The sequence below is a fragment of the Gordonia sp. LMA167 genome, assembly GCF_058130025.1.
On the sequence record NZ_CM176708.1, the window covers coordinates 766,220 to 789,373 of the forward strand.

The 23,154-nt window shown below is 66.3% G+C and carries 22 protein-coding genes; 6 read left to right on the top strand and 16 right to left on the bottom strand.

Annotation, left to right across the window (positions count from 1 at the left end; genetic code table 11):
• Positions 1–226 precede the first annotated feature (226 nt).
• The 5 genes from ACVT6V_RS03495 to ACVT6V_RS03515 all read right to left on the bottom strand — a co-directional run bounded on the left by ACVT6V_RS03495 (position 227) and on the right by ACVT6V_RS03515 (position 4,133).
• Positions 227–613, bottom strand: a complete 387-nt coding sequence (locus ACVT6V_RS03495; RefSeq protein WP_489898424.1) for a VOC family protein — start codon at positions 611–613, stop codon at positions 227–229.
• Positions 614–623: 10 nt separating this feature from the next.
• Positions 624–1,688, bottom strand: a complete 1,065-nt coding sequence (locus tag ACVT6V_RS03500) for an LLM class flavin-dependent oxidoreductase (protein ID WP_489898425.1) — start codon at positions 1,686–1,688, stop codon at positions 624–626.
• Positions 1,688–2,200, bottom strand: a complete 513-nt coding sequence (locus tag ACVT6V_RS03505; protein WP_489898426.1) for an SRPBCC family protein — start codon at positions 2,198–2,200, stop codon at positions 1,688–1,690. The genes ACVT6V_RS03500 and ACVT6V_RS03505 overlap by 1 nt, the downstream gene beginning before the upstream one ends.
• 68 nt (positions 2,201–2,268) lie before the next feature.
• Positions 2,269–2,784 carry a winged helix-turn-helix transcriptional regulator gene (locus ACVT6V_RS03510; protein ID WP_489898427.1) on the bottom strand — a complete coding sequence of 172 codons (516 nt, stop codon included), beginning with the start codon at positions 2,782–2,784 and terminating at the stop codon, positions 2,269–2,271.
• Positions 2,785–2,801: 17 nt separating this feature from the next.
• Entirely contained in the window at positions 2,802–4,133 is a 1,332-nt protein-coding gene (locus ACVT6V_RS03515; protein WP_489898428.1) for an FAD-dependent oxidoreductase, read from the bottom strand.
• Positions 4,134–4,199: 66 nt separating this feature from the next.
• On the opposite strand from ACVT6V_RS03515, the gene ACVT6V_RS03520 reads away from it, so the two are divergent.
• A complete protein-coding gene (locus tag ACVT6V_RS03520) occupies positions 4,200–4,844 on the top strand; it encodes a TetR/AcrR family transcriptional regulator (protein WP_489898429.1) in 645 nt (214 codons plus the stop codon).
• Positions 4,845–4,877: 33 nt separating this feature from the next.
• Here the strand turns inward: ACVT6V_RS03520 and ACVT6V_RS03525 are convergent, their stop codons facing one another.
• The 11 genes from ACVT6V_RS03525 to ACVT6V_RS03575 are packed head-to-tail and all read right to left on the bottom strand — an operon-like array spanning position 4,878 to position 17,165.
• The gene (locus ACVT6V_RS03525; RefSeq protein ID WP_489898430.1) at positions 4,878–6,050 is read right to left on the bottom strand and encodes a tyrosine-protein phosphatase; all 1,173 of its coding nucleotides are present in this window, start codon (positions 6,048–6,050) and stop codon (positions 4,878–4,880) included.
• 16 nt (positions 6,051–6,066) lie between these two features.
• On the bottom strand, positions 6,067–7,203 hold the full coding sequence (locus ACVT6V_RS03530; protein WP_489898431.1) for a thiolase family protein: 1,137 nt from the start codon (positions 7,201–7,203) through the stop codon (positions 6,067–6,069).
• Positions 7,200–7,637: a Zn-ribbon domain-containing OB-fold protein gene (locus ACVT6V_RS03535; protein ID WP_489898432.1), complete on the bottom strand. Its 438-nt coding sequence runs from the start codon at positions 7,635–7,637 to the stop codon at positions 7,200–7,202. Before ACVT6V_RS03535 ends, ACVT6V_RS03530 begins: the two co-directional genes overlap by 4 nt.
• Positions 7,637–9,136: a carboxyltransferase gene (locus tag ACVT6V_RS03540; RefSeq protein WP_489898433.1), complete on the bottom strand. Its 1,500-nt coding sequence runs from the start codon at positions 9,134–9,136 to the stop codon at positions 7,637–7,639. Before ACVT6V_RS03540 ends, ACVT6V_RS03535 begins: the two co-directional genes overlap by 1 nt.
• Positions 9,133–10,575, bottom strand: coding sequence for an acetyl-CoA carboxylase biotin carboxylase subunit (locus tag ACVT6V_RS03545; RefSeq protein WP_489898434.1), 1,443 nt, complete (start codon positions 10,573–10,575; stop codon positions 9,133–9,135). Before ACVT6V_RS03545 ends, ACVT6V_RS03540 begins: the two co-directional genes overlap by 4 nt.
• Positions 10,568–11,107 carry an acetyl-CoA carboxylase biotin carboxyl carrier protein gene (locus ACVT6V_RS03550; protein ID WP_489898435.1) on the bottom strand — a complete coding sequence of 180 codons (540 nt, stop codon included), beginning with the start codon at positions 11,105–11,107 and terminating at the stop codon, positions 10,568–10,570. Before ACVT6V_RS03550 ends, ACVT6V_RS03545 begins: the two co-directional genes overlap by 8 nt.
• Complete coding sequence (locus ACVT6V_RS03555) at positions 11,104–12,846, bottom strand: pyruvate, phosphate dikinase (RefSeq protein ID WP_489898436.1); 1,743 nt, start codon at positions 12,844–12,846, stop codon at positions 11,104–11,106. Before ACVT6V_RS03555 ends, ACVT6V_RS03550 begins: the two co-directional genes overlap by 4 nt.
• The gene (locus ACVT6V_RS03560) at positions 12,843–13,451 is read right to left on the bottom strand and encodes a hypothetical protein (protein ID WP_489898437.1); all 609 of its coding nucleotides are present in this window, start codon (positions 13,449–13,451) and stop codon (positions 12,843–12,845) included. Before ACVT6V_RS03560 ends, ACVT6V_RS03555 begins: the two co-directional genes overlap by 4 nt.
• Entirely contained in the window at positions 13,444–14,943 is a 1,500-nt protein-coding gene (locus ACVT6V_RS03565) for a class I adenylate-forming enzyme family protein (RefSeq protein WP_489898438.1), read from the bottom strand. The genes ACVT6V_RS03560 and ACVT6V_RS03565 overlap by 8 nt, the downstream gene beginning before the upstream one ends.
• Positions 14,940–16,451, bottom strand: a complete 1,512-nt coding sequence (locus tag ACVT6V_RS03570; RefSeq protein ID WP_489898439.1) for a hypothetical protein — start codon at positions 16,449–16,451, stop codon at positions 14,940–14,942. Before ACVT6V_RS03570 ends, ACVT6V_RS03565 begins: the two co-directional genes overlap by 4 nt.
• Before the next feature lie 9 nt (positions 16,452–16,460).
• On the bottom strand, positions 16,461–17,165 hold the full coding sequence (locus ACVT6V_RS03575) for a PEP-utilizing enzyme (RefSeq protein ID WP_489898440.1): 705 nt from the start codon (positions 17,163–17,165) through the stop codon (positions 16,461–16,463).
• A gap of 189 nt (positions 17,166–17,354) precedes the next feature.
• On the opposite strand from ACVT6V_RS03575, the gene ACVT6V_RS03580 reads away from it, so the two are divergent.
• The 5 genes from ACVT6V_RS03580 to ACVT6V_RS03600 all read left to right on the top strand — a co-directional run bounded on the left by ACVT6V_RS03580 (position 17,355) and on the right by ACVT6V_RS03600 (position 22,759).
• Positions 17,355–18,134 (top strand): helix-turn-helix transcriptional regulator, encoded by a 780-nt coding sequence (locus tag ACVT6V_RS03580; protein ID WP_489898441.1) that lies wholly within the window; start codon positions 17,355–17,357, stop codon positions 18,132–18,134.
• Positions 18,135–18,251: 117 nt separating this feature from the next.
• A complete protein-coding gene (locus ACVT6V_RS03585) occupies positions 18,252–18,632 on the top strand; it encodes a PEP-utilizing enzyme (protein WP_489898442.1) in 381 nt (126 codons plus the stop codon).
• Entirely contained in the window at positions 18,629–19,825 is a 1,197-nt protein-coding gene (locus ACVT6V_RS03590; RefSeq protein WP_489898443.1) for a hypothetical protein, read from the top strand. Before ACVT6V_RS03585 ends, ACVT6V_RS03590 begins: the two co-directional genes overlap by 4 nt.
• Entirely contained in the window at positions 19,822–21,549 is a 1,728-nt protein-coding gene (locus tag ACVT6V_RS03595; protein ID WP_489898444.1) for a PEP-utilizing enzyme, read from the top strand. Before ACVT6V_RS03590 ends, ACVT6V_RS03595 begins: the two co-directional genes overlap by 4 nt.
• Positions 21,550–21,607: 58 nt before the next feature.
• Positions 21,608–22,759: an Rv3169 family protein gene (locus ACVT6V_RS03600; protein ID WP_489898445.1), complete on the top strand. Its 1,152-nt coding sequence runs from the start codon at positions 21,608–21,610 to the stop codon at positions 22,757–22,759.
• Positions 22,760–23,154: the final 395 nt, after the last annotated feature.

Genomic DNA, 23,154 nt, shown 5'->3' on the forward strand with positions numbered 1-23,154 from the left:
GCACACCCCGACTCACCGACGGTTCGGTAAGCGTGTGGCCCCCCAGCGGCGGTGGGTCGCGGTCTGCCCGGCGTCTCTGCCGCATCCAGCTCTTGTGGTCTGGACGAACCCGACATCGTCTGTGGGCTCGACACCCTCGATGGTGCCCACCCAAGCTGGCTGCGGGGTCAAGTGCAGCTGAGAGGTCGCTATGCGACGGCCCCCCATACTTCCCGATCCGCCCGTTTCACCCCTCGAATCCGTGGCAGACGGCCTCGACGTTGTTGCCGTCCAGGTCGCGGAAGAACACCCCGTAGTAGCCCGGGTGATACTCGGGCCATTCGCGCGGCTCGTGCAAGATGATCGCGCCGGCCGTGCGGGCGGCCGCGAACACGTCGTCGACGGCGGCTCGGGTGGGTGCGGTCAAGGCGAGGTGGATCGGGCGATCGCCGGGGTCGACGAGTGGACCGAGCCACAGCTTCGGGAAGCCGTCCGGCCCGGCGAGCCCGACGACGACTCCTCTGTCGTTCTCGAAGCGCATCGCCTCGGTGACGCCGATGGCAGCGAACACGGTGGTGTAGAAGTCGGTGGCGCCGGCGACGTCAGCGCACTGGAGTGCGACGTGATCGAGCATGCATCTGAATCTACCGCCGGGCCGACGCGGTGGTGGCCGAACCGGTCTCGGCGATCATCTCGAGACCGATGGCGAGATTGTCCAGGCGCGCCCCGACGGTCTCCCCCGCCGGATACATCCGGACCGTGTCGACGCCGGTCTCCTGCCAGACCTGCAGACGTCGGCGCACCATCGCACGAGTCCCGATCAGCGTGGTGGCCAGCACCATGTCGTCGGTGATGAGTGCGGCGGCGCCGGCCCGGTCGCCCTGCTGCCAGCGGGCACGGACCTCATCGGCGACGTCGGCCCAGCCCTGCCGCGAATAGGCCGCGTTGTAGAAGTTCGTCGACGCAGATCCCATACCGCCCAGGCTGAATGCGAGTTCGCCTTTGCGGCCGGCGATGTGGCGCGCCAGCTCGTCCTCGTCGTCGAACACCGCGATCTCCGCGCCCTGGCAGATGTCGAGATCGGCGCGGACCCGTCCGGCCCATGCCAGTCCCGCATCGAGGTGATCGAAGTAGGCGTCGGCACCTTCGGGTACGAAGCTGGTGCCAAGCCAGCCATCGGCGATCGCACCGGTCAGCTCGAGCATCTTCGGCGACAGGGAGGCCAGGTAGATGGGGATGTCCGGATTCGGCGCCATCGACAGGCGCATCGGCCTGGTCGAGTCGTCGGCCGGGATCGTCACGGTCTGGCCCTGATAGCTCACCTTGTCACCGGCGAACACCTGCCGGATCACCTCGACCGCCTCCCGCATCCGCCGCAGTGGACGGTCGAACGCGACACCGTGCAACCCGGAGATCACCTGCGGCCCTGAGGCTCCCAGTCCCAGCACGAAACGTCCGTCACTCAGATCTGCGAGCGTCAGCGCGGCCTGTGCGATCGCCACCGGGGTGCGGGTACCGATCTGGATCACGCCCGAGCCGAGCGTCAACCGATCGGTGCGGGCCGCGAGATAGCCCAGCACCGACGGGGCGTCCGATCCCCAGGCCTCGGCCACCCAGCACACATCCAACCCCAGACGCTCGGCCTCGAGTACGAAATCGATTGTCTCAGAACGTGACTGAGATACCTCGACGGTGGTCGCGCTGCGCATCAGTCCACCGCCTCGGCGCGGCGCTTGATGTCGGCAACGGTGCGCGACATCGCTTTCTCGAACTCACGCATCCGCACGAACACGATCTTCTGCTCCTTGTCGGGCATCGCGTCGATCGCGAACGACAGGCCCGAACGACCCGGCCCGAACCGCATCCACTGTCGCAGCGTCGTTCCGCCGTCCTCCGCGTCAAGGGTGAACCGCCACAGTGACGACGGGGTGTCGGCGTCCTCGACCGCCCAGGCAAAACGCCGGGCCGGGTCCCATTCGACGACGTGCGAGGTCGTCGACCATTGCCCGAGTGCGTCGTGCCTGCTGGTGCCGACGAACGTGCTGCCCACGCCGGGTGGTCTCGTCGGATCGGTCCACGCTGCCTCGGCGAGCTCATCGCTCATCTCGGGCATCACGGTCACATCGGTGACGATGTCCCACACGACCTCCGGCGGCGCATCGATCCACGTGTCCACCTCGACCGTCGGGCCGTCGGCATAGCGCACTCCGGTCCATTCCATGACGGGACCACCTTCCTCACATCATCGTGAGTTGCATCGTCTCATAATAAGACTTAGGTGGTCAACGCCTACCCTGGATCGGTTCCCGCACGGCGAAAACGCTCGACGATGTCCGGACGCTCGCGCAGGTGATCGGGGTATCCGGGTCCCATACGCATGCGGGATTCCTCGATCGGGATCGGTTCGCCGCAGTACTCGCACACCACCGCGACGCCGGTGTCGTGTCCGCAGGCGGTGTGGTGCAGGGTGACCGGCGGACCCGCTTCATCGGCCATCCAGCGATCGCCCCATCCGGTGATGGCCAGGAGCACGCCCCACAGGTCGGCACCCTTGGGCGTGAGCACGTACTCGTGGCGCCGCGGCTCGGCCTGGTACTCGCGTCGCTCCAGCACACCGGCCTCCACCAGCCGCGTCAGTCGATCGACGAGGGTGTTCCGCGCAATCCCGAGTTCACGCTGGATGTCGTCGAACCGTCGGATTCCGTAGAACACCTCGCGCAGCACCAACACGGTCCAGGAGTCGCCGACGACGTCCATCGTGCGTGCCACCGAGCACGGCCAGTTCTCGAATGAGGTCCGTCGCATACGTCCAGGCTAGCGTCTCATCTCTGGACTGAGCAGTTCACGGGGTCAGATGTGGCGATGTGCAGTCCACTTTCCCGGCGTGCGAGCACCCGGCCGACGATCGCCGGCCGAAAGAGGGAGGCGGGCGGGGCAACAAGCTGCTGGACTGCCGTCCAAGCGGCATTGACCCGATCATCGGCCGCCGACGCCCGCATCACCCGCTCGATGTACTTCGCCACCATCCGATGGCCAGGCGGGCGACGACCACGCGTGGTCGGGTAGACGAAATCTCCTCCCGTGGCGACCGTCCACGGATTGTTCACGACTGCGTTCAGCCGTGCGGCGATCCGTTCTTCGGCACCGGGCGTGACACCGCGTGACAGCTCGTCCCCTAGCGCTTTCGCCTGCAGCAGCGCAGAACTCATGCCCTGGCCGTAGATGGGGTTGAAGCTGGCGACCGCATCGCCGACCGCCACGTAGCCGGGCGTGCGAACAGAGTCCCAGTGGTGGCGCAGGCTCGATCGGAAGGTGTAGCGGCGGGGTTCCTCGAGGAATGGGCGTTGCAGGAAGGGCGCGACGACGGGATCCGCGAGGGTCCGGGCAAACCGTTGGGCACCTTCCGGATCCGTGGGCGGGCTGTCACCGAAGTAGCCGCCGAGGATGACCTGCCAGCGTTGTGCATCCATCGGGAGGAGTCCACCGATGCGTGGCAGCGTCGGCGTGTTCTGGACCAGGATCAGCTCGCCGATCTCCGCGTCGTCGGGCCGCCGCTCGATGACGAACCCGGTGTACTTGAGATCCACACCGACCTCGGTGATCGGCGGTTCGGGAACCTCGACAGCGCGACGGAAGTGCCCTGCGCGTCCGGTGGCGTCGATGACCAGGTCGGCGTCGAATGACGGGCCGTTCTTGATGCCGACGCCGACCAACCGGCCGACATCATCGCGGACACCACGGTTCACAGTTCCACGGACCATGGTGACCGTCGGCAAGGCGCGAACCCGGCGCCGCAGTTCCGGCTCGATCAGCCGGCGTCCGCACTTCGCCCGCGGGAAACCGAGATCGGGCAGGATCAGCTGTCGTCGCGCGACGCCGGCGGCATGCCAGTACACCGGCATGCGCGTCAGGTCCTCTCCGGCAGGTGCGGCGCCATGCTCGAGCAACGCGCGATGGAATCCGTGGAACAGCTCCTCGAGAACCGCGCTGCCTGCCAGGCACATGGCGTGCGGGAGCATGCCCTGCGGCGCCACACTGCCGACGGCCTCGTCGGCACGCTCCACCACGACGACCTCGTCGGCCATCGGCGCAAGCGTGGCCGCTACGGCGAGCCCGGCGATACTTCCCCCGACGATGACCACCCGAGTGCCCATGATCCGACCTTTCGTAGCACTGTTACGGTACATCGTTACGTTACGCCGTTCCGCTACGCTGTCAACATGGGTAGGCCGAAAATTCATGACGACACCACCGCCGAGCACCTGCTCACCGTGGCTGCCGATCTCATGTTCGCCCAGGGACAGGCCGCACTGTCGGTGCGTGGGGTGGCAGACGCCGCCGACACCAGCCATCGAGCGGTCTATGCCCTGTTCGGGTCCAAGCAGGGCATGCTCGATGCCCTGGCCGCGTTCGGCTACCGCGATCTCGCGACCCGGGTCAATGCGCTGGTCCCCACCGACGATCCGGCCGCCGATCTCGTCCGTGCGGGGACAGCGGGATTTCGCGCATTCGCCACCACCCGTCCGGCATTGTTCCGCCTGACCTTCGACGAGATCTCTCCGGACGCGCTCAAACAGGCACGCGTCGTCGAGGCCGCGATTGCAAGCTATGAGGCACTGGCCGCCTGGATATCCCGCGCCCGTGACGCCGGCCTCATCCACCCGACCCGCGGCGACGCCGATTGCATCTTCGCGTTCCACGCCACCTGCCAGGGATTGGCCGCCTCCGAGCTGGCCGCACAGCGACCCCCCGCCGGTCCCGGCTTCTGGCGCGGCGTCGCACCGAAGGATTTCGATGCGGTCTGGCGCGACACCCTCAGATCGGTGGTCGACGGGTTCGCTGTGGCGCGCTCGCCCGCGGGGTGATCGCCGGGGTCGACGTCGGAGGTACGGCCGGCACTACCGCAGGATGTCCCCCAGTCTCGCGATCCCTGCGTCGTAGAGCGCCGTGACGGCCTGTACCACCTCGTCTGCCGCCTGCAGCGTGGCGTTCCAGACGACGATCGACCCGCTCCCATCGTGATGCGGACCCACGGCGACGGTGGATTCATAGCTGTCGAGGGGGATCGGCCCGTCGAGATAGCTGTACGAATACGACCGGGTCGCATCATCGTGCGCAAGGATCCGTTCGTGCGCCTGCGTACCGTCGTCGAACGTCGCCGTACGCACGTCGCCGTTGACCTCCGTGTCGGCAAGTCCGGGAACCCAGTTGTGGACGCCTGCGGTGTCGCCGACCAGTTCCCATGCCTCGTCGGCGGGCGCCGGCACGATCGCGCTGCGCAGAATCTGGTGCGTTCTCGGTTCCGCGCCCGAGACCAGCAGTCGGTCGGCGAGTGTCTCGAGTTGCTCCGCGCCGATACCGGCCGACTCGAGGTAACACCGGGAACCGCCGTGGATGAGGTCGACCCACCCCAGGAAGCGCAGGAGGGTCGCCGGATCCGCGTGATAGGCCTCGGCCGGGTACGTGCCGGCCGCCGGGCCGTAGCTCGTCATCTGGAAGAGCCGCTCCATCATCGTCCCGACATCCTCGCTGCGCGCCGCGTAGTTCGCGGCGATGTCGGAACGCAGCGCGCCGAGGGCGTCGAGCAGCACTGCCACGGCGACCCCGGTGCGGTCCTTGCCCACGGTGCAATGCACCAGCGCGGGAAGTGCGCCCGGTTCGATCAGGCTGTCGACGATCGCGCGGAAGGAGGAGGGGTCGGTCAGGTAGTTGAGGTAGGTGCCGACGAGTGGGTCCGGGCTCGTCATCGGCGCGACGGCCGAGCCCGGTGCGACCGGCTTGCGGATGGCGAAGGGGATGCTCACGATGGACACCCCGTTTCCCGAGAATCCACCACTGCCCTCCGTGTCCGCCTCGTGCGCGAGTCGCAGGTCGATGATGGTTCTCAGACCCGTGGTCGCGGTGAACTCGCGCGCGTCGGCGTCGGAGACGAATTGTGGTGTGGCGCTGCGGTAGAGCAGCCCGGGCCGCACCCGTCGACCATCGACGGTGGCAATGTCGGCCACGGGACGGAAACCCAACAGACCGGCAGGCCCGTCATTGGTCACGGTGAACACTTCGGATTCGCTCATATCTCCTCGTCTCGCTTCACACCGACAGAACCGTGACGACACAGGCGTTTCCGTCCATGCCGGCGGCCCCACCGCCCATCGTCTCGACAATGCCGACGTCGTGCCTGTCCACTTGTCGCGCCTCGGCGTCGCCGCGGAGTTGCCAGACCACCTCCGCCAGTTGCGCTGTCCCGGTCGCACCCAACGGGTGGCCGCGGGACAGCAGTCCACCGCTGGGGTTCACCGGCTGCGCCCCGGTCCGGGCCGTGTGCCCGGACACCGCCAGATCACCACCCGCACCGACGTCGGTCATGCCGAGCGCCTCGAGGGTGGTGATCTCACCGATCGTGAAGGCGTCATGTACCTCGAGCACATCGATCTCGCTCATGCTTCGTCCGGCCTGGGTGAGTGCCTGTTCGCCGGCACGACGGACACACGAGAATCCCCACACCTCGTCGTTGCGTTGGTCCCACGGCCGACCCGATACCATCGCCGACGATTCGACCAGAACGTCACGGGCAGTGCGTCGTCCGGCGCCCACCACGACCGCGCCGGCGCCGTCGGTGGTGGGACAGCACTGCAGCATCGTGAGGGGATCGGCGATCGGCCGCGACGCCAGTACCGACGAGATGGTCGGCGGCTCCTTGCGGAGATGTGCTCGCGGGTTGTCCATCCCGTTCGTCTTGTTCTTCACCGCCACCGCGGCCAGTTGCTCGACGGTGAGACCGTGCACATCCATGTAGCGGGCGGCGGTCAGGGCGTAGAGGCCGGGTAGCGGGAGTCCGGTGGCGCCTTCCGGATCGGTGGCCTCGGGCACGATCGCGCCGGTGAACAGCGTCGACATCTGCTCGACACCGATCACCAGCACGCACCGGAACCGCCCCTGGTCGACGGCGGTGACCGCCTCGTGGTAAGCGCTTGTGCCACTGGCACAGGCATTCTCGATGGTCCACATCGGCACGGCACCGATCCCGAGCCCCCGCTGGATCCGGGTCGCGACGCCGGGCGGTCCGAACACGGAACCGACGATGATCGCGTCGACGTCGTGTGGAGTCACGCCGGCGTCGCGAATCGCCTCGGCAACCGCCTGCCAGGCCAGGGATTCCACCCGACGGTCCGGCATCACCCCGAAGTCGGAGGTGCCGACTCCCCATACCGCGACGTCGGCGTTCATGCGCGCGCCCCGTCGTCCAGTCCGGCCTGAACGAGATCGCCGTCCCGGGTCGAGGTGAACTCGACCCGCTCCCCGCCGCGCGGCAGCGGCTCCACCTGCACGTGAACCAGAACCCGCGGTCCGTCGTCGACGTCGATGTAAGCGAGCCCGAACGGCGCCGCCCACCTACCGACCGGCAGATGAACCGTGGTGGACGACCACACCCGGCCGGCAGGCGCGAACCCGCACGGTGTGATCGCGGCGAAACACACCGGGCACCAGGGCACATCGGGTTGACTCACCGCGTGCGCGCACGCGGTGCAGCGTGCGCCGCGCAGCAGGCCGTCGACGACCTGCGGCCGCGATTCGGCCACCGTCAATCCGCCCGCCACTGCTCCACCGCGACGCTTGTTCGGTCGTTCGGTGAGCTGAGACCGCTCCACCGCCGTCGTCATCAGTGGTCCCCGTGCAGGGTCAGCTCGAAGGCCCCCGACTCGACGTGCAGATAGGCGCCCACCGACGTGGAGATCAGTTTGCGGATGTTGGCCATCTCCCGACTGGTCAACGAGTAGTCGACCTGCCGAGGCGGGGTCGAACGCATCGCGTCGATGTCGTGCTCGGGGACCAGCAGCCGCAGGATGAGTTCGTCGTCGGAGATGTTGCCGCCGAACTTGTTACGCAGTTCGGAAAGCTCTGGTTGCGGCGGTTGCCAATCGGTGTAGCTCTTGGCCTTGGGGCTGTCCATGATCTTGTCGAGGACATTCTGGTCGACCGGGGCCACCGGTTCGCCGTAGAACCGGTTGGCGTAGAGCAGGACTTCGTCGGGGACGACGGCGTATCGGTCGCCGGTGACGACGTTGAGCACCGCCTGGGTTCCGACCAGCTGGGAGAACGGTGTCGCCATCACGGGGTAGCCGAGTTCCTGCCGAATCCGCGACATCTCGTCCAGTACCTCCTCGAACCGGTCCTCCATCCCGCGGTCCTTGAGCTGCGCCTTGAAGGTTCCGGCCATGCCGCCGGGGAGTTGATGCCGGTACTGGAACAGCGAGAACTCGGCGGGCTTGCCGACCGGCAGATCGTCGATCTTGGCCACGTTCAGCAGGTGCTGCTCGACGGCCGCCAGTCGCGAGTCGTCGAGGTTCACGTCGAACCCGGCGTACCGCAGATTCGCGATGGTGTTCTCGGTGGAGGGCAACGACACACCGGCGGCGAGTGGCCTGCTCGCGGTGTGTACCCGGTCCGCACCGGCCAGCACCGCTTCCAGATAGTTGAGCGGCGACAGCGCGTTGTTCGAGTGGAAGTGGGCCTCGACCGGGAGATCGCCGGCCTCCTTCTTGATCGCCGTGATCAGGGAGCGGGCCCGTTCGGGGGTGAGCAGTCCGGCGGCGTCCTCGAGTTCGATGCCGTCGGCACCGAGCGCCACCAGTTCCCGGGTCTTGCCGGCGTAGTACTCGTCGGTGTGGAAAGGACTGTCGGCAAACAGGATACACGGTATGGCTTGTGCGCCGTTGGATTGCGCGACCTTGGTCAGCCGGGCGATCTTGTCCGTGTTGAACAGTCCGTCGTAGATCCAGAAGCTTCCGATCCCGTGAGCGCACAGCCGCTCGATCCACAGGTCCATGACACTGTCCGCGGTGAGCCCGAATGTGACGATTCCGTTGCTGCGTGTGCCCGCACGGACGGTGGTGCGCGGCATCGCTCCCGACAGGGTGATCAGCTGATCCCACGGGTCCTCTTTGCAGTGGCGCACCAGGACTTCGAAGATCGAGCTGCCGACCAGGTCGATGGTGTGGAAGCCCGTGCGGTCGAGCTCACCCGCGATGGGCAGACCCATCGATTTGGTCATCCGCATCCCCCACCAGCTCTGCGGACCATCGCGCAGGGTCTGGTCGATGACGTCGATGGTGCGCCTGCCGCCGACCGCACGGTCGGCACAGTCGAGGTATGTGCTCATGTCGTCTCCTCATGGATGCTGCGGTATTCGTCGGCGCCCACCTGGTCTATCCAGCGGGTGGTCACCGAAGCCGTGCGAAAGATGTCGTGGGCAAGGATGTATCGATTGAATCCGGCCGTGGTGTCGGTGCCGTCGACGACGAGTTCGCGCAGCGCGGCGACCAGTTTGTCGGCTGCCTCGTCCCGTGTCGGCGCGTACGCAATGATCTTGGCGATCAGCGAGTCATAGAAGGGGCTCACGACGGAACCGGAGTAGCAGTGCGAGTCGACGCGGATGCCCTTCCCGGACGGCGGGCACCAGGTTCGGATGGTTCCGGGGGTGGGCGCGAAGCCGCGTTCCGGCGATTCGGCCATGAGCCTGGCCTCGATGGCATGTCCTACCGAACGCACATCGTCCTGTGTGAACGACAGCGGTAACCCCGCGGCGACACGAATCTGCTCGGCCACCAGATCGATGCCCGAAACCGCTTCGGAGACCGGATGTTCCACCTGGATGCGGGCATTGAACTCCAGAAAGGCGAACTCTTCGGTGTCGGCGTCGTAGACGAACTCCACCGTGCCGGCGCTGTCGAGTTCGATCGCCCGCGCGAACTGGATCGCGGCCCGGTGGATCGCAGCCCGCACCTGTTCGGAGATGCCCGGGGCCGGCGATTCCTCGATGACCTTCTGGTGTCGACGCTGGGCGCTGCAGTCCCGTTCGCCGACATGCACGACGTTGCCGTGCTTGTCACCGATCACCTGCACCTCGATGTGCCGTGCGCGGCCGATGAACTTCTCGACGTAGATCCGTCCGTCCCCGAAGGCCGCCGTGGCCTCCGCCACTGCGGTGGGCAGCTTTCGGCGCAGCTCGACCTCATCGGTGACCACGGACATACCCCGTCCGCCGCCGCCCGCGACCGCCTTGATGAGCACCGGGAACCCGATCCGCAGAGCGGCTGTTGCCGCGGCGTCCGGGCTCGTGGTGACGTCGGAGCCGGACAACACCGGCACTCCCGCGTTCGCGGCGATCTCGCGGGCAACCGACTTGTCGCCGGTACCGGAGACGATCCGCGGATTCGGACCGATGAACGTCAGCCCCTCGGCGACGCATTCTCGCGCGAAATCGGGGTTCTCGGAGAGGAATCCGTAGCCGGGATGCACGGCGTCGCATCCGGAGCCGAGTGCGGCGGCCAGCACCGCATCCCGGTTGAGGTAGCTGGCCGTGGCCGCTGCGGGTCCGATGCAGACCGCCCGATCGGCGACCCGTGCAGCCATCCCGTCGCGGTCGGCCTCCGAGACCACCACCACGCTCTCGAGACCCAGTGCGCGACAGGCACGGACAACCCGGACGGCGATCTCCCCGCGGTTGGCGATCAGCACCCGCCGCAGCACCGATCCGACCGCTGTACCCGCCGGGCGCGTGACGGCCGGGTCGCCGACGAGGGCTTGCGGACTACTCATCGGGACGAATCAGGAAGAGGGGCTGACCGTACTCCACCATCTCGGCGTTGACGGCCTTGATCGCGACCACCTCACCGGACGCCGGGGAGACGACCGGGTTCATCAGTTTCATCACTTCGACGATCGCCAGTTGATCGCCTGCGGCGACGTGCGAACCCACCTCGACGAATGGGGGTGAGCCGGGATCGGGTGCGGCCCAGAAGGCTCCAACGGTCGGGGACGTGACCGGGACGGCGCCGGTGAGGTCGGGGGCGGGGGGGTCTCGATACGCTGCCTCGCCTAGCGGCTCGGAAGCTACTCGACCAGCGGGAACGGGCGGGTCGGGGGGAACCGTCCGGTCGGCGGGGGCGAGTGCGGACGCGGCTCGGGATGGCGCTTCCGGGGGTGGCGCGTCCTTGCCGACGGATACCTCGACGTCGCCCACACGTAGACGCATGCCCGACCAGCCCGAGGCGGCAAAGGTGTTCAGGATCTCGCTGATCTCGTCGGGGCCGAAGTCGGCGGTGGGTGTCGTGTTGCTCGGAGAACTCATGATGCGGCCTTTCGGTGAGCGATGGCGGCCAGGTGGATCGGGAGCGGGTTGTCGGAGACGACGACACAGGCGCCGGCATCGAGTGCTGCGCGCACACCGGCATCGGTCTCGAAATAGGACCCGCGCACGGTGTGCACGCCGGTGGGGATCGACGGGAGGTCTGCTCCGGACTCACGCAACGCGACGTCGGCGTCGAAGTCGACCGTGGGCGCATCGCCCGTCCCGACCACCTGGACCGGCGACATGGTCTGCGCCCACCGGAGAAGCGCCGCAAGGTCGGCGTCGCCGTCCACATTCGTTGCCCGCCCGGTGATCTCCCCGTCGTAGATCCGCGCGCCGGTCGCGTCGACCGTGACGATCCGTCCGACGAGCGCATCGACGGTCCCGGTGCCACAACCGACCACGCAGGGAGTGTCCAGGGCGCGGCTGACGACCGCGGCATGCGAGGTGGAACCACCGTTCTCGGTGACCACCGCGGCGGCCGCGATCATTCCGTGCACGTCCTCGGGACTCGTGGATTCGCGCACGAGGATCGAGCCCGGCTGCTGTTGCGCTTCCTCCGCGGTGGCGACCGCCAGACCGACTGCGTAGCCCGGACTGGCCGAGACCCCCTGTGCCAGTGGCTCCGCACCGTGCACCGCTTCGGGATCGATCGAGGGTCGCAACAGATTGCGGATCTGCTCGGCGGAGATCCGCGCGCATGCGGTTGCGGCGTCGATGGTCGACTCGTTCACCAGGGTCGTGGCGATTCGCACCGCGGCCTGCGCAGTCCGTTTGGCCGGTCGGGACTGCAACAGGTACAGCGTGCCGTGCTGGACGGTGAACTCGATGTCCTGGGCGTCGCGGCCCTCGGTGTCCAGGAGATCCGCGGCGGCGATCAGCTCGCGATGGACATCGGGGTTCTGATCGGCGAGCCAGGACAGCGGACGCGGTGTGACCCGGCCGGACACCACATCTTCGCCCTGTCCCCGAGGCAGGTACTCGCCGTAGGGCTCCTTCTCCCCCGACAACGGGTTGCGCGTGAACAACACGCCGGTACCCGAGACGTCGTCGAGGTTGCCGAACACCATCGCCTGCACGGTCACCGCAGTGCCCAGGTCGTCGGGAATCCCGTAGTGCGCCCGATAGGCCTTCGCCCGTCGCGACTGACTCGAGTCGAACACGGCGGCCACGCAGTTCCGCAGCGCCGCAATCGGGTCGGAGGGAATCTTGGTACCGGAGTCCTCGCGGATCGCCGCCCGCACGGCGGCGATGTCCGGCAGGTCCTCGAGATCGTCGAGGCACCCGGCGACGAGCTTGCCGTACAACGCGCCGAAACGGCGGTGTACGTCCGCGGCGAACCCCGGATGCCCGGATTCGGCGGCCAACGCGGCTTCGGTGTCGTCGTTGATGCCGAGGTTCAGGATGGTGTCCATCATCCCCGGCATCGACACCGCAGCACCCGACCGGACGGACACGAGCAGCGGGTTGGGTCCGGAACCGAAGGTGCGGCCGGTCTGCTCCTCCAGGTAGGCGATGCCCTCGCGGATCTGCTCGAACACGTCGTCCGGCAGCGTGCGGCCACGGTCGAAGTACTCGGCGCACGAGCGCGTCGTGATGACGATCGCCGGGGGTACGCGAAGTCCCAGTCGACTCATCCGCCACAGGCTCCAGGCCTTGCCGCCCACCAGTTCCCGGGCCGGCTCGTCGGTGAGGTCGGTGATCCGGAGGACGGCCGGGTCGATGACCGCCGCACTCATTCGTCCCGCTCCTCGCCCATCATGCGCAGCAGATGTTCGTGCATCTGGTACCAGACGGTGTGATAGGAGTCGAGACGCACGTTGCTGACATACTCGTGGTCGCCTTGGTCCACCTTGTGCAGTGCTGCATCGAGCCGTCCGACGAAGCGCTTGGTGAGCGGGTCCGCCCCGGCGAAGGGGGCCAGCAGCTGCTCGGCCTTGTCGTGTAGACGGGCCAGCTTGTCGATGACCTTCGCGTCGTAGTCGGGATCCGAGTGATCGTTGGGCTGCTGCGCACCGTCGACCGTGACGGTCTGCCAGGACGTCATCAGCGACAGCATCTGCTTGTTGATGCCCTGCTCGAAATCGGCCAGCGTACTGACCAATTCGGCATCGGCGCGTTGGTCGGCGAACACTGTCGGGTAGATGTCGTCGAGCTTCTTGCGGCCGGCAGGCCCGATCATGTACGAGCCGCGGGCCGCGACCACCGCTCCGTCGCCGACCGCGGTGTCGAGCGCTTCGCCGATGACCGCGGCGTCGAGGTCGATGATGTCGGCCAGCTGCTCGGCGGTGGCCAGCTGTTTCAGGGTCAGCCCGTGCAGGGCCAGATCTGCGGTGTCAAGCATGTTCACTTACCTCCAGTGGTTTCTGCATCGATTCACGAACGGTGCGACGCAGCGACTTTCCGACGGCACTCTTGGGGAGCTCATCCCATCGCTCGATGTAGCGGGGCCGTTTGAACCCGGCCAGCCGCTCGGCGCAGTGGTCGAGCAAGACCTGGTCGTCGACCGGTTCGCGGAGCACCACGGCCGCGCTGACGCGTTGCCCCCATCGGTCGTCGTCGACGCCCACCACGGCCGCCTCGCGGACCGCGGGATGGGTGAGGAGCGCGTCCTCGACCTCACGGGGATAGACGTTGAACCCGCCACTGATGATGACGTCGTGCCGCCGGTCGAACAGGTACAGGTAGCCGTCGGCGTCGAGTTGTCCGATGTCGCCCGTGCGCAGCCATCCATCGGCGCTCAACGTCTCCGCCGTCGCTTCTGGTCGTCGCCAGTAGCCGCTCATGGTGTGCGGTCCACGAGTGACCACCTCACCCGGCGTCCCCGCCGGCAACGAGTTGCCTTGCGGGTCGCGGATGTCGACCTCGACGAACGTGTACGGCTTGCCTGCGGAAGCCAACCGCTGCGGGGTGTGTTCCCACGGCTGCAGGCAGGTGATCGCCAGCGGTGCCTCCGCCTGCCCGTAGAGTTGCGCGAAAACCTCTCCGAGGGTCTCGATTCCACGTGCCAGCAGGGCCGGTGCGATGGGTGCTCCTCCGTAGCAGAGCCTGCTCAGGCGCAACTTGTCGCGGTCGATGGTCGCGTCCTCGAGCAGCATGGCGATCATCGTGGGCACCATGAACGTCGCGGTGGCACCCTGCTCGACGGCCGCGTCGGCGAATGCCTGCGGGGAGAACTTCGGCAGGATGACGTTGCGGGCCCCCTTCACCAGGTGTGGGAGGAAGAATGCGCCGCTGCCGTGGGTGATCGGTGCGGCATGCAGCATCACCGAGTCCGGGGTGAGATCCGGCAGCAGGTCGACGAGGAAGTTGGCGACCTCGGCGAGTTCGCTGCGCGTGGTGAGTACCACGGCCTTGGGCTTGCCGGTGGTACCGCCGGTGTAGGCCAGGCGCAGCGGGGCTTCGGGATCCCGCGCCACACGGCACGGTGCGTCATCGGCCCCCGCGATCATGCCGTCGAGCTCATCGACACCGATCTCGATCTCCACCTCGGCCGGCACCCGGCCGTCCGTGATGAGTGCGCGTGACGCCGAATCGGTGATCTTGTAAGCGAGTTCGACATCGGTCTCGCGAGCGTTGAGCGGTACCCGGACGAGGCCGGCCTTGGCGAGGGCGTAGTAGGCGACGACACCGTCGATACCGTTGGGCATCAGGACGGCCACGTGATCGCCGGGTTCGAGTCCGCGGGCCAGCAGCGCGTTGCCGAGTTTGTCGGTGAGACGGTCGAATTCGATGAAGCTGACCGTCCGCGACCCGTGCACCAGGGCCGGCGCGTCCCGGTAGGCGCGTGCCGCCCTGGTGATCAGGTCACCGAGTTGCATGTGCTGTCCGGTCACCGCGGGTCCTGTCCCGGCGTGGCCGGACGGCCCACCCGATAGAGTTCGGCTGCGCGCTCGGTACCGTGATTCCACTTGACCCATTCCTCGTCCAGGTAGCGGAATCGTTCGTCGTGGATCGTCGGTGTGAAGCCCTGAACACGCTTGTTGTAGTCGTCGATCTCCAGGCGCCCGGCGCTGGTGGTCCACAGTCCGTTCTTGGCGTCGAGGCTCGACCAGCCGCTGAGCTCGGCACCGACGGTGGGTGCGTAATCCTTCTCCGACAGCACCGAATACGGGATGGCGCTGATCATGTTCTGGTTCAGACCCGAATACCGCGCCATGGTGTACGGATTGGCCTTCTGCTGGGGTAGACCCAGGAATCCGACCATCTCCGCGAGGTTGTCACGGGCGTATTCGTCGTTCATCAGTGTCTTGAAGCGCTGGACGCGACCATCGAGTTCGAGCCAGTCCGACTGCCGGTACGTACCGGCCAGGTGTGCGAAATCCTTGCCGACAGAGGAGTACACCAGCGCACCGGCGTCGATCATCTGCTCGCGGGTCCAGGTTGCCATCCGCTTCCACAGGTCCGCGGTCGCTTCGGTGACGACCTCACGGTACTGCTCCATCGTCTCGGCCAGGATCTCGGCGTTGTCCATTCCGACCGGGACGTAACCGTCGGTGAGTGCGTCCGAGGTGTACATACCGACGGCCGCGATGTTCGCGGCGTCGTAGCTGGGGTCGGCCTCGAAGGACGCCCAGTCGTCCACCAGCCGGAAGCTGGTGTCCTTGAAGACGATCGGGATGGTCAGGTTGTTGTGCGGGAGACCGACCGCGATGCCGTCGAGCCAGGGGTAGTCGCCTTCGGCGAGGTCGAAGAAGTCGCGGACCAGCAGTTGCTTGTTGTCCCCGAAGTTGTACGGCCCGCTGTTGTGGATGCCGATGCGGCACTCGCAGTGCGCGAGAAACGCATACTGTGACAGGGTCGCGAGCAGTTTGACGGTCGCGGTGTGCAGACGGTCACCGGCCGAGACCCCCACGAGCTGGTCGTTGAATCCGTCAAGGGTGCGTTCGGGCAGGAACTGCGACCGGTCGCCGAACTCCTTGTTGGTGATGTGTCCATCGTTGCGGTGGTACGACAGATTGAAGCGCCGGCTGAAGTCGAGGACGTCGACCACATCGTCGACAGCGTCCTGGGAACGGATCAGCCCCCAGGACAGCAGCATCTCGCGGCCGAGGAGGTAGAACGTCGGCATCCCCCACGCCGCGTTGACGGTGTCGACCTTGAAACTGCTCTCCCGAACGCGATCTCCGAGTTCCTCGGCAGATACCACGGAATCGATCTCGCGCAGCAGGGTCGGCAGACGATAGAAGCTGTTGAGATACGACAGCAACATGTAGGGGTTCATCGGGAAGAGCTTGGATTCCTGCACCGTCCGGGTGATGCACAACCAGTAGGTGGTGTCACTCAGGTTGCGCAGGAAGCTGTTTGATTCGAGCAGGTCGGTGTAGCTCAGTTCGCGTGCCATGGTTGGTCCTCAGCTCTGCAGTTTCCAGATACGGGCGTGACCGGTGTCGCCGGTCTCGTAGGCGTCGGCGGCCGGCGGCGCTGTGGTGGTCTCCAGTTCGACGCGGTCACCATCGTCGAGGCCCTCGATCCGGCAGTTCATCAGCGTCGGCACGCCGTATTCGCGGGCGAGGATGCCGAGGTGTGATCGAACGGTTCCCCCGAGACAGATGACACCGTGGAAGCCCTCCAGGATCGGCGCGGTGAGTGTGCCGCCCGAATCGTCGATGACGGCGACGGTGTTGTCCGGGACGCCGTCGGTGAGCAGGTCCATGACCTGCTCGATCCGCGAGATCCGCAGCACCGTGCCGATCGTGTTCTCCCCGGTGGTCAGGACGTTGTCGCCGCGACCGTGCACACCTTCGTCGGCGCTGTCGCCTGTGAATCCGTTCTCCTCCGGTTCGGGCCGCCGGTACTTGTCCGGCTCCGAGTCCAGCGACGCCGTCGCGGAGAACTCGAACCGGTACCCGGTGTCGAGTACCGCCTGTTCGACCGCCCGCGCATCGTCGGCGGAGAACAGTTCCGCCGACCGGGTGAACACGTCGGTGGTCCAGTCCAGACCGAGGTCGGCCGCGCGTTGTGCCACCAGCGCGCGGATCGCCGAGTTGTACTTGTTGGGTAGCGGCAGGGTCTCCGGCACCCCCCACTTCGGCACGAGGGTCTCTGACTCCGCCATCTTCGCTCCTTTGATCGTGGACACTCGGCCCGGCGCTCGGTCCGGATTGCGGGATACTGACCTTTTCCCAGGTCAGCTGCCTTCAGTGGCACGAGCGGTGGCCGGTGATGTAAACCTAGAAGCACCGCTCGATGTGATGTAGTCCACATAGGGGGACACTTTCCCGGCGGTAGTGAGCAAGGAGCACCGATGGCCACCACCACGCATTGGGAACCGCCCGCCATCCTGGACGCGGCCGACTATCGTCGCGCGTTCGAGATCATCTCCGGATGCCATGACGCCGCCAACCTGACCGAGTTCCGCGAAGGGCTTGTCGAGTCGCTGTCCCGCCACCTCGACCTGGCGAACATCTCGTTCTTTTCCGGGTCGACGTTTCATCTGGTGTTCGAGGACCACGCGCCGTTGACCGAGGGCGCGACCGCGAAGATGCTTCCGGAGTATCAGGAGCGCTGGGCCACCCACGACGTGTTCGGCTCCCCGCCCGCGGTCCGACAACTGTTGACCAGCTCCGTGGCCTCGCTCGACGAGCTGCTGGCACAGGGTCGACTACCGGCATCGTCGGAGGCGTACGTGCATCATTTCCTCCACGGGCGCTGGCACATGGGTTCGGCGGCAGCGATGCGCCTGCCGCTGGCCGGTGGACGTACCGCGCTGATCGGACTCTTCGGCCGGTCGGCGACCGACCTCGGCCCGCACGAGATCGCGACGCTGCGGCTCGTCGGGCAACAGCTCGCGCCGGTGACCAAGCGACTGCCGGCCGGTCCGGAGATGCAGGCGGTGGGCCGTCTGACCGGGCGGCAGCGCGAGGTGGTCAAGCTCGTGGCGGATGGTCAGAGCAACGCGTCGATCGCCGAAATACTCTGTATCGCTGAGGATTCAGTGAAGAAATACATCACCCGGATTCTGCAGCAGACCGGCTGTCACTCCCGCCTCGAGCTTGCGCTGATCGCCCGCGACGCCACCCTCTGACCCACTCGCCGGCGGCTCGTCCCGGCGATGATGTCCCCCTAAGTGGACTGCCCCTGATCTGTGATGCAGTTCATAGTCTGCGTAGGCCTCTTGCCTCGTGGAAAGGACATCCAGCACATGACGAGCTCCGTAACGCGCGCCGGAACCGGTGTGAATCTATTTGCCACAAGCGATCTTTCGGGAACAGCACGGTGGTTCGAGGACACCACGGACGTCCTCGACATCGACGACGACGATCTCGAGGACACCATCGCCTTCGTGCACAAGGGCGGGATGACGTTCCTGTCCCCCATCCTCCCCGACCTCAAGGCGATCGTCTGCACCGCCGGAAGTCGTGAATCGCACCTGGCGATCCTGTCGCGGGAGTCGGCGGTGCCGTGCGTCCTGGTCGCCGAGATCGGCACCGAGATCCCATCCGGTTCGCAGGTTCACCTGGGGTTGACCGACGCCGAGCAGGCGACCATCGACATCGTGACCGCCCCGGCGGTGAACTCATGACCATCACGAGTCACGCCCAGGACAGCCGACTGCTCAACGACCCGGACTATGAGCCCACCCTCGAGGAGTGGAACGACCTCGTCGCGGAGGGCGGCCGCGCGTACAAGTCCGAGCTCTCGCGACGGACCGTCTTCGAGTCGGAGCTGTTCGGGATGAACACCTACATCATCATGTCGATGATGGAGGACTACCTGCAGGTCCCGGATCGGATCCGTACCATCACCGAGCACGCGTCCCCCGAGGATCTCGTCGCTGCCGGCCTGCCGGTCGGGTCGAAGCGCAGCTTCATCAACCTCGCGGCGATGCCTCTGCACTATCTCACGGGTCGCGAGCTCTACGTCGACCTCGGTGAGAAGCAGCTCGCCGACGATCTCGAGGACCAGCTGACCGTGCTGCGCTTCTGGCGGCGCGCAACCATCGCCATGCGCACCGACAACGTGCTGTACAACATGGATGCCACTCCGCCCAACAGCTCGCACATCGTCACCGATGAGCTGCTGGCGGAGATCCGCGGACAACTCGAACCCAACGATTCGACGGCGACCACGACCCTCCGGAAGTTCGCCGCCCGGCTCACCGCGTACGCGTTCCTGGAGAACTGCGATGCGCGAACAGCGGTGTGTGACACCGGACCCTACGATCTCGGCGACGGGACGTTCCTGGCACTGCGCGAACTCTGCTGCGACGGCGCCGGTGACTTCCCATGGCTCGACGGCATTCGGGAAACGTTGCCCGAGCACAACTTCGTGATCGCCTACCGGCTGCCGAATTCGGTCTCGATGGACAACAACGTGTGGGGAACAGCGTGGTTCGCGCCCAGCGACTATCTCTCCGAGGTCATCGAGGCACGCGTCTTCGCTGCTCGCGACGGACAGCTACGCGCCCTGACACAAGGTGACGTTGTCGATCTGACCGCGCATATCCGCAAGGCCCACCGCGCTTTGTATGCGCGGCTCGCCGAGACCGATCCCGAGGAACGCAATCTGTACGCCACCCAGATGTACAGCTGGAAACTCAAGGCGTGGGCCCGAATCGCCGGATGCTACGACACGATCGACTGGTCCATCAGTCCGTCGATCGTGGAGTCCTACCAGCGCTTCAGCGACCCGGACACGGCGCTCGCGCTCATCGGTGGTGTGTTCGTCCCGGCCGACCGGGACGGCTGTTTCCGCCCGCTGGGAGGAGACCGATGACCGCTTCCGCGCCGGCCCGCCATGTAGGTATCAGCTCGTACGACTTCGGCAGCGTATCGGGCCGGATACAGAAGTTCGCCGCTCCCGACGATGTCATCGCGGTCTTCGCGGACGACCTGTCCGATGTCATCGCACTGGTGGAGTCGGGTGGAACCACCTTCCTGTCCCCCATCCTGGGGCGGCTCGGCGGCATCGTGTGCACGTCCGGCACTACCCGCTCGCACCTGGCGATCGTGTCCCGGGAATACGGCGTCCCGTGTCTGCTCGCCGTCGAGCTCGACGGCTGGGAGCCGGCCGACGGTGATCGTCTGCGCATGACGTCGACCTCCGCCGGCACCGGATTCCTCTCTTCGGCGGATGAATCCGATGATTCGGAACAAGCGGCATCGGCGGCATCGCCACGCGAATCAGGGGTGGACCCCCTCGATCGGGCCGACCCGGTGGGGCGGGATTTCACCGACGCGACGTCGGGCGATGCCCGCACCGATTGGTGGGATTACGTCCGGACCGTCGGCGACGACATCGCGTGCAAGCCGTTCCCGTCATCCGTCGGCGCCGGGACAGTCGCACAACTGTGTTCGGAGACCTTGTCGGATGAGGACCTCGATGCCCTGATCCTGCACATGGGGCGCGCGTTCAAGCCGGAGATGACCCGACGTTCCGGCTTCACCTCCGAGATCTTCCCGATGATGCCGTACATGTCGATGTCGGTGATCGAAGACTTCCACTCCTATCCGGAACGGATTCGCGTCATCGACGCGGCGATGCCCGCCGAGGAGATCGGGCGCCGGCTACGTGAACAGCCCGGTCTCATCAGTCCGTTGTGGATCTGGATGGTCGGCTACCACTACCTCTGTGGCCGAGAGCTTTTGATCCACATGGGTGAGCTGGGAGCGCGGGACGACCTCGACGATGTCCGCACGGTGGTCGACTTCTGGCGGCGTCTGACTCTCGCGCATCGAGGCGACGGCACGCTCGACTACAAGGATGCGGGCTTCACCAACCGGTACCTGCCTGCCACAGCGGTGAACGCGTTGCGGGGTGATCTGCAGGAACTCACCGACGGCACCCGGAAGGAACTCCAGACGCTGAATGCGGCACTGTCCGGATACTGCTTCATGTACTTCACCGACTCTCGAGTGGGGATCTGCGACAACGGTCCGTACCCGGACGGTGAGGGCACGGCAACGCTGGTACGCGATTTCCTGAGTCTCGACACGGGCCAGTTCGGCTATCGGTGGGCTCAGGGCTGTGATCCCGGGTTCAGTGGGGTGACGCTGACCTTGACCTTCCCGACAGATGTGTTCACCGAGTTCGAGATCAACGACTGGGGAACCACTTTCACCGAGCCCGAGCAGTTCCTGTCGACGGTCACCCATGCGGCTGTGATCGGCCATCGCGCCGACGGCAGCACCGAGGTGCTGGCCCCCGATCGCTGGGATGCCCTCACCAAGGCCGTGGGTGCAGAGCATCTGAAGCTCTATCAGGCGTTCAGCGAGATGAACCGTGAACGCAGAATCCTCTCGGCCACCGAGATGTACACCTTCGGTCTTCGACCGTTCGCGCGCCTTGCCGATGTCGAGGGTGCGATCGAGTGGGCGATCTCCGACCGCACCATGGCGCTGTTTCCCGAGCCACTCGCTGATGACGATCAAGCCGCTGCGATCTTCGGCGGTGCGCTTGTCGGACACGACCGTCTGAGCGCATTCAGCGGCCTCGCCTGACATTACCGGTCCCATTTCGGTCGATTGCCGACCGCCCAGAACGACCAAGGAGAAATCAATGCGCCAACCCATGCAGAAGATCGTTCCCGCTGACGAGTTCCTGATCCACCAGACGCCGGAGACCTTCGCCACCGTTTCGCATGCGGACATCTCGTGGACCGAGAAGATCTGGTGCTCGCTGTTCGCGCGCGACGGATCGCTGCAGATCGACTTCGGCATCGGCAAGTACCAGAACCGCAACGTCATCGACGCCTTTGCGGGTATCTCCCGCGACGTCGAGCAGATCACCGTGCGTGCCAGTACCGAGCTGGATCTCGACCCCGAGCGTATCGGGGTCGGCCCGATCGACTACGAGATCATCGAACCGATGCAGAAGGTGCGCTGCATCCTCCGCGAGAATGACATTCAGCCATTGAGTTTCGACGTGGTGCTCACCAGCACCCTGCTGCCGCCGTTTCTCGAGCGCAAGGACGCGCAGCGTGGCGCGGACGGATTCCGCATCGCGTCGGACCTCCGACGCTTTCACCAGTTCGTCACGGTGTCGGGATGGGTGCAGATCGATGGCGAGAAGATCACCATCACCGACGATGACTGGCTCGGCTATCGGGACCGCTCCTGGGGTGTCCGGATGGATGTCGGCGAGCCGGCGCCGGATGTCAAGGCGCCCAACCGGATGAACGACGACTTCATCCTCACCTGGAGTCCGATGTATTTCCAACCCGCAAACGGTGGCGACCCGTACGAGATCCACCACTACCTCCAGTGGGTGAACGGCGAGGTGCACTACTTTTCCGGTTACGTCAACCATGCCGATGGCCGGCAGGAACCTCTGCACGGCACCGTCGATGACCTCAAATACGACCCGGCCACTCGACGGCTCCTGGGTGGCACCATGAGGTTCGACGCCGGGTGGGGCAAGGAGCGGGTCGTCGAGATCGCACCCGTCTCCGACACCGGATTCCACCTTGGTACCGCCAACTACTTCGGATTCAAGGGCGACCGGCACGGCAAGTACAACGGTGTCGATCACACGTCCGGTGAGCGCTACGCCGACATGACGAATCGGGAGACCGTCCTCGAAGCGCACCAGCTACGGGACTGTGTCATCCGGGTGCAGGAGGGCGACGCAACCGGTTACGGCATCTTCGAGTCCATCGTCATCGGCGATCACCCGCGCTACGGTCTGCGCGGCGACGACTCATTCCTGTAGTCCGTGCGCGCCGGTTCCTGAGGAGCGATCGTGCGAGCGAACGCCGGTTCCTGAGGAGCGAGCCTGCGAGCGAACGCCGGTTCCTGAGGAGCGAGCTCGCGAGCGAACGCCGGTTCCTGAGGAGCGAGCTCGCGAGCGAGCGCCGGTTCCTGAGGAGCGAGCCTGCGAGCGTCACGAAGGACCGCCCTTCGTGACGCATCCTCGCAAGCTCGGAGGCTCCTCAGGGAGCGGGGTGACGGTCGCAAGCTCGGAGGCTCCTCAGGGACCGGAGGGTAACGCCCGCAACCAAACACCGGTTCCCGAGGAGCGAGCCTGCGAGCTAACGCCGATTCCTGAGGAGCGAGCCTGCGAGCTAACGCCGATTCCTGAGGAGCGAGCCTGCGAGCGTCACGAAG

Excerpts from the sequence above, each read along its gene's own strand:
- ACVT6V_RS03495 (WP_489898424.1), bottom strand. The coding sequence starts at position 613 with ATGCTCGATCACGTCGCACTCCAGTGCGCTGACGTCGCCGGCGCCACC.
- ACVT6V_RS03500 (WP_489898425.1), bottom strand. The coding sequence starts at position 1,688 with ATGCGCAGCGCGACCACCGTCGAGGTATCTCAGTCACGTTCTGAGACA.
- ACVT6V_RS03505 (WP_489898426.1), bottom strand. The coding sequence starts at position 2,200 with ATGGAATGGACCGGAGTGCGCTATGCCGACGGCCCGACGGTCGAGGTG.
- ACVT6V_RS03510 (WP_489898427.1), bottom strand. The coding sequence starts at position 2,784 with ATGCGACGGACCTCATTCGAGAACTGGCCGTGCTCGGTGGCACGCACG.
- ACVT6V_RS03515 (WP_489898428.1), bottom strand. The coding sequence starts at position 4,133 with ATGGGCACTCGGGTGGTCATCGTCGGGGGAAGTATCGCCGGGCTCGCC.
- ACVT6V_RS03520 (WP_489898429.1), top strand. The coding sequence starts at position 4,200 with ATGGGTAGGCCGAAAATTCATGACGACACCACCGCCGAGCACCTGCTC.
- ACVT6V_RS03525 (WP_489898430.1), bottom strand. The coding sequence starts at position 6,050 with ATGAGCGAATCCGAAGTGTTCACCGTGACCAATGACGGGCCTGCCGGT.
- ACVT6V_RS03530 (WP_489898431.1), bottom strand. The coding sequence starts at position 7,203 with ATGAACGCCGACGTCGCGGTATGGGGAGTCGGCACCTCCGACTTCGGG.
- ACVT6V_RS03535 (WP_489898432.1), bottom strand. The coding sequence starts at position 7,637 with ATGACGACGGCGGTGGAGCGGTCTCAGCTCACCGAACGACCGAACAAG.
- ACVT6V_RS03540 (WP_489898433.1), bottom strand. The coding sequence starts at position 9,136 with ATGAGCACATACCTCGACTGTGCCGACCGTGCGGTCGGCGGCAGGCGC.
- ACVT6V_RS03545 (WP_489898434.1), bottom strand. The coding sequence starts at position 10,575 with ATGAGTAGTCCGCAAGCCCTCGTCGGCGACCCGGCCGTCACGCGCCCG.
- ACVT6V_RS03550 (WP_489898435.1), bottom strand. The coding sequence starts at position 11,107 with ATGAGTTCTCCGAGCAACACGACACCCACCGCCGACTTCGGCCCCGAC.
- ACVT6V_RS03555 (WP_489898436.1), bottom strand. The coding sequence starts at position 12,846 with ATGAGTGCGGCGGTCATCGACCCGGCCGTCCTCCGGATCACCGACCTC.
- ACVT6V_RS03560 (WP_489898437.1), bottom strand. The coding sequence starts at position 13,451 with ATGCTTGACACCGCAGATCTGGCCCTGCACGGGCTGACCCTGAAACAG.
- ACVT6V_RS03570 (WP_489898439.1), bottom strand. The coding sequence starts at position 16,451 with ATGGCACGCGAACTGAGCTACACCGACCTGCTCGAATCAAACAGCTTC.
- ACVT6V_RS03575 (WP_489898440.1), bottom strand. The coding sequence starts at position 17,165 with ATGGCGGAGTCAGAGACCCTCGTGCCGAAGTGGGGGGTGCCGGAGACC.
- ACVT6V_RS03580 (WP_489898441.1), top strand. The coding sequence starts at position 17,355 with ATGGCCACCACCACGCATTGGGAACCGCCCGCCATCCTGGACGCGGCC.
- ACVT6V_RS03585 (WP_489898442.1), top strand. The coding sequence starts at position 18,252 with ATGACGAGCTCCGTAACGCGCGCCGGAACCGGTGTGAATCTATTTGCC.
- ACVT6V_RS03590 (WP_489898443.1), top strand. The coding sequence starts at position 18,629 with ATGACCATCACGAGTCACGCCCAGGACAGCCGACTGCTCAACGACCCG.
- ACVT6V_RS03595 (WP_489898444.1), top strand. The coding sequence starts at position 19,822 with ATGACCGCTTCCGCGCCGGCCCGCCATGTAGGTATCAGCTCGTACGAC.
- ACVT6V_RS03600 (WP_489898445.1), top strand. The coding sequence starts at position 21,608 with ATGCGCCAACCCATGCAGAAGATCGTTCCCGCTGACGAGTTCCTGATC.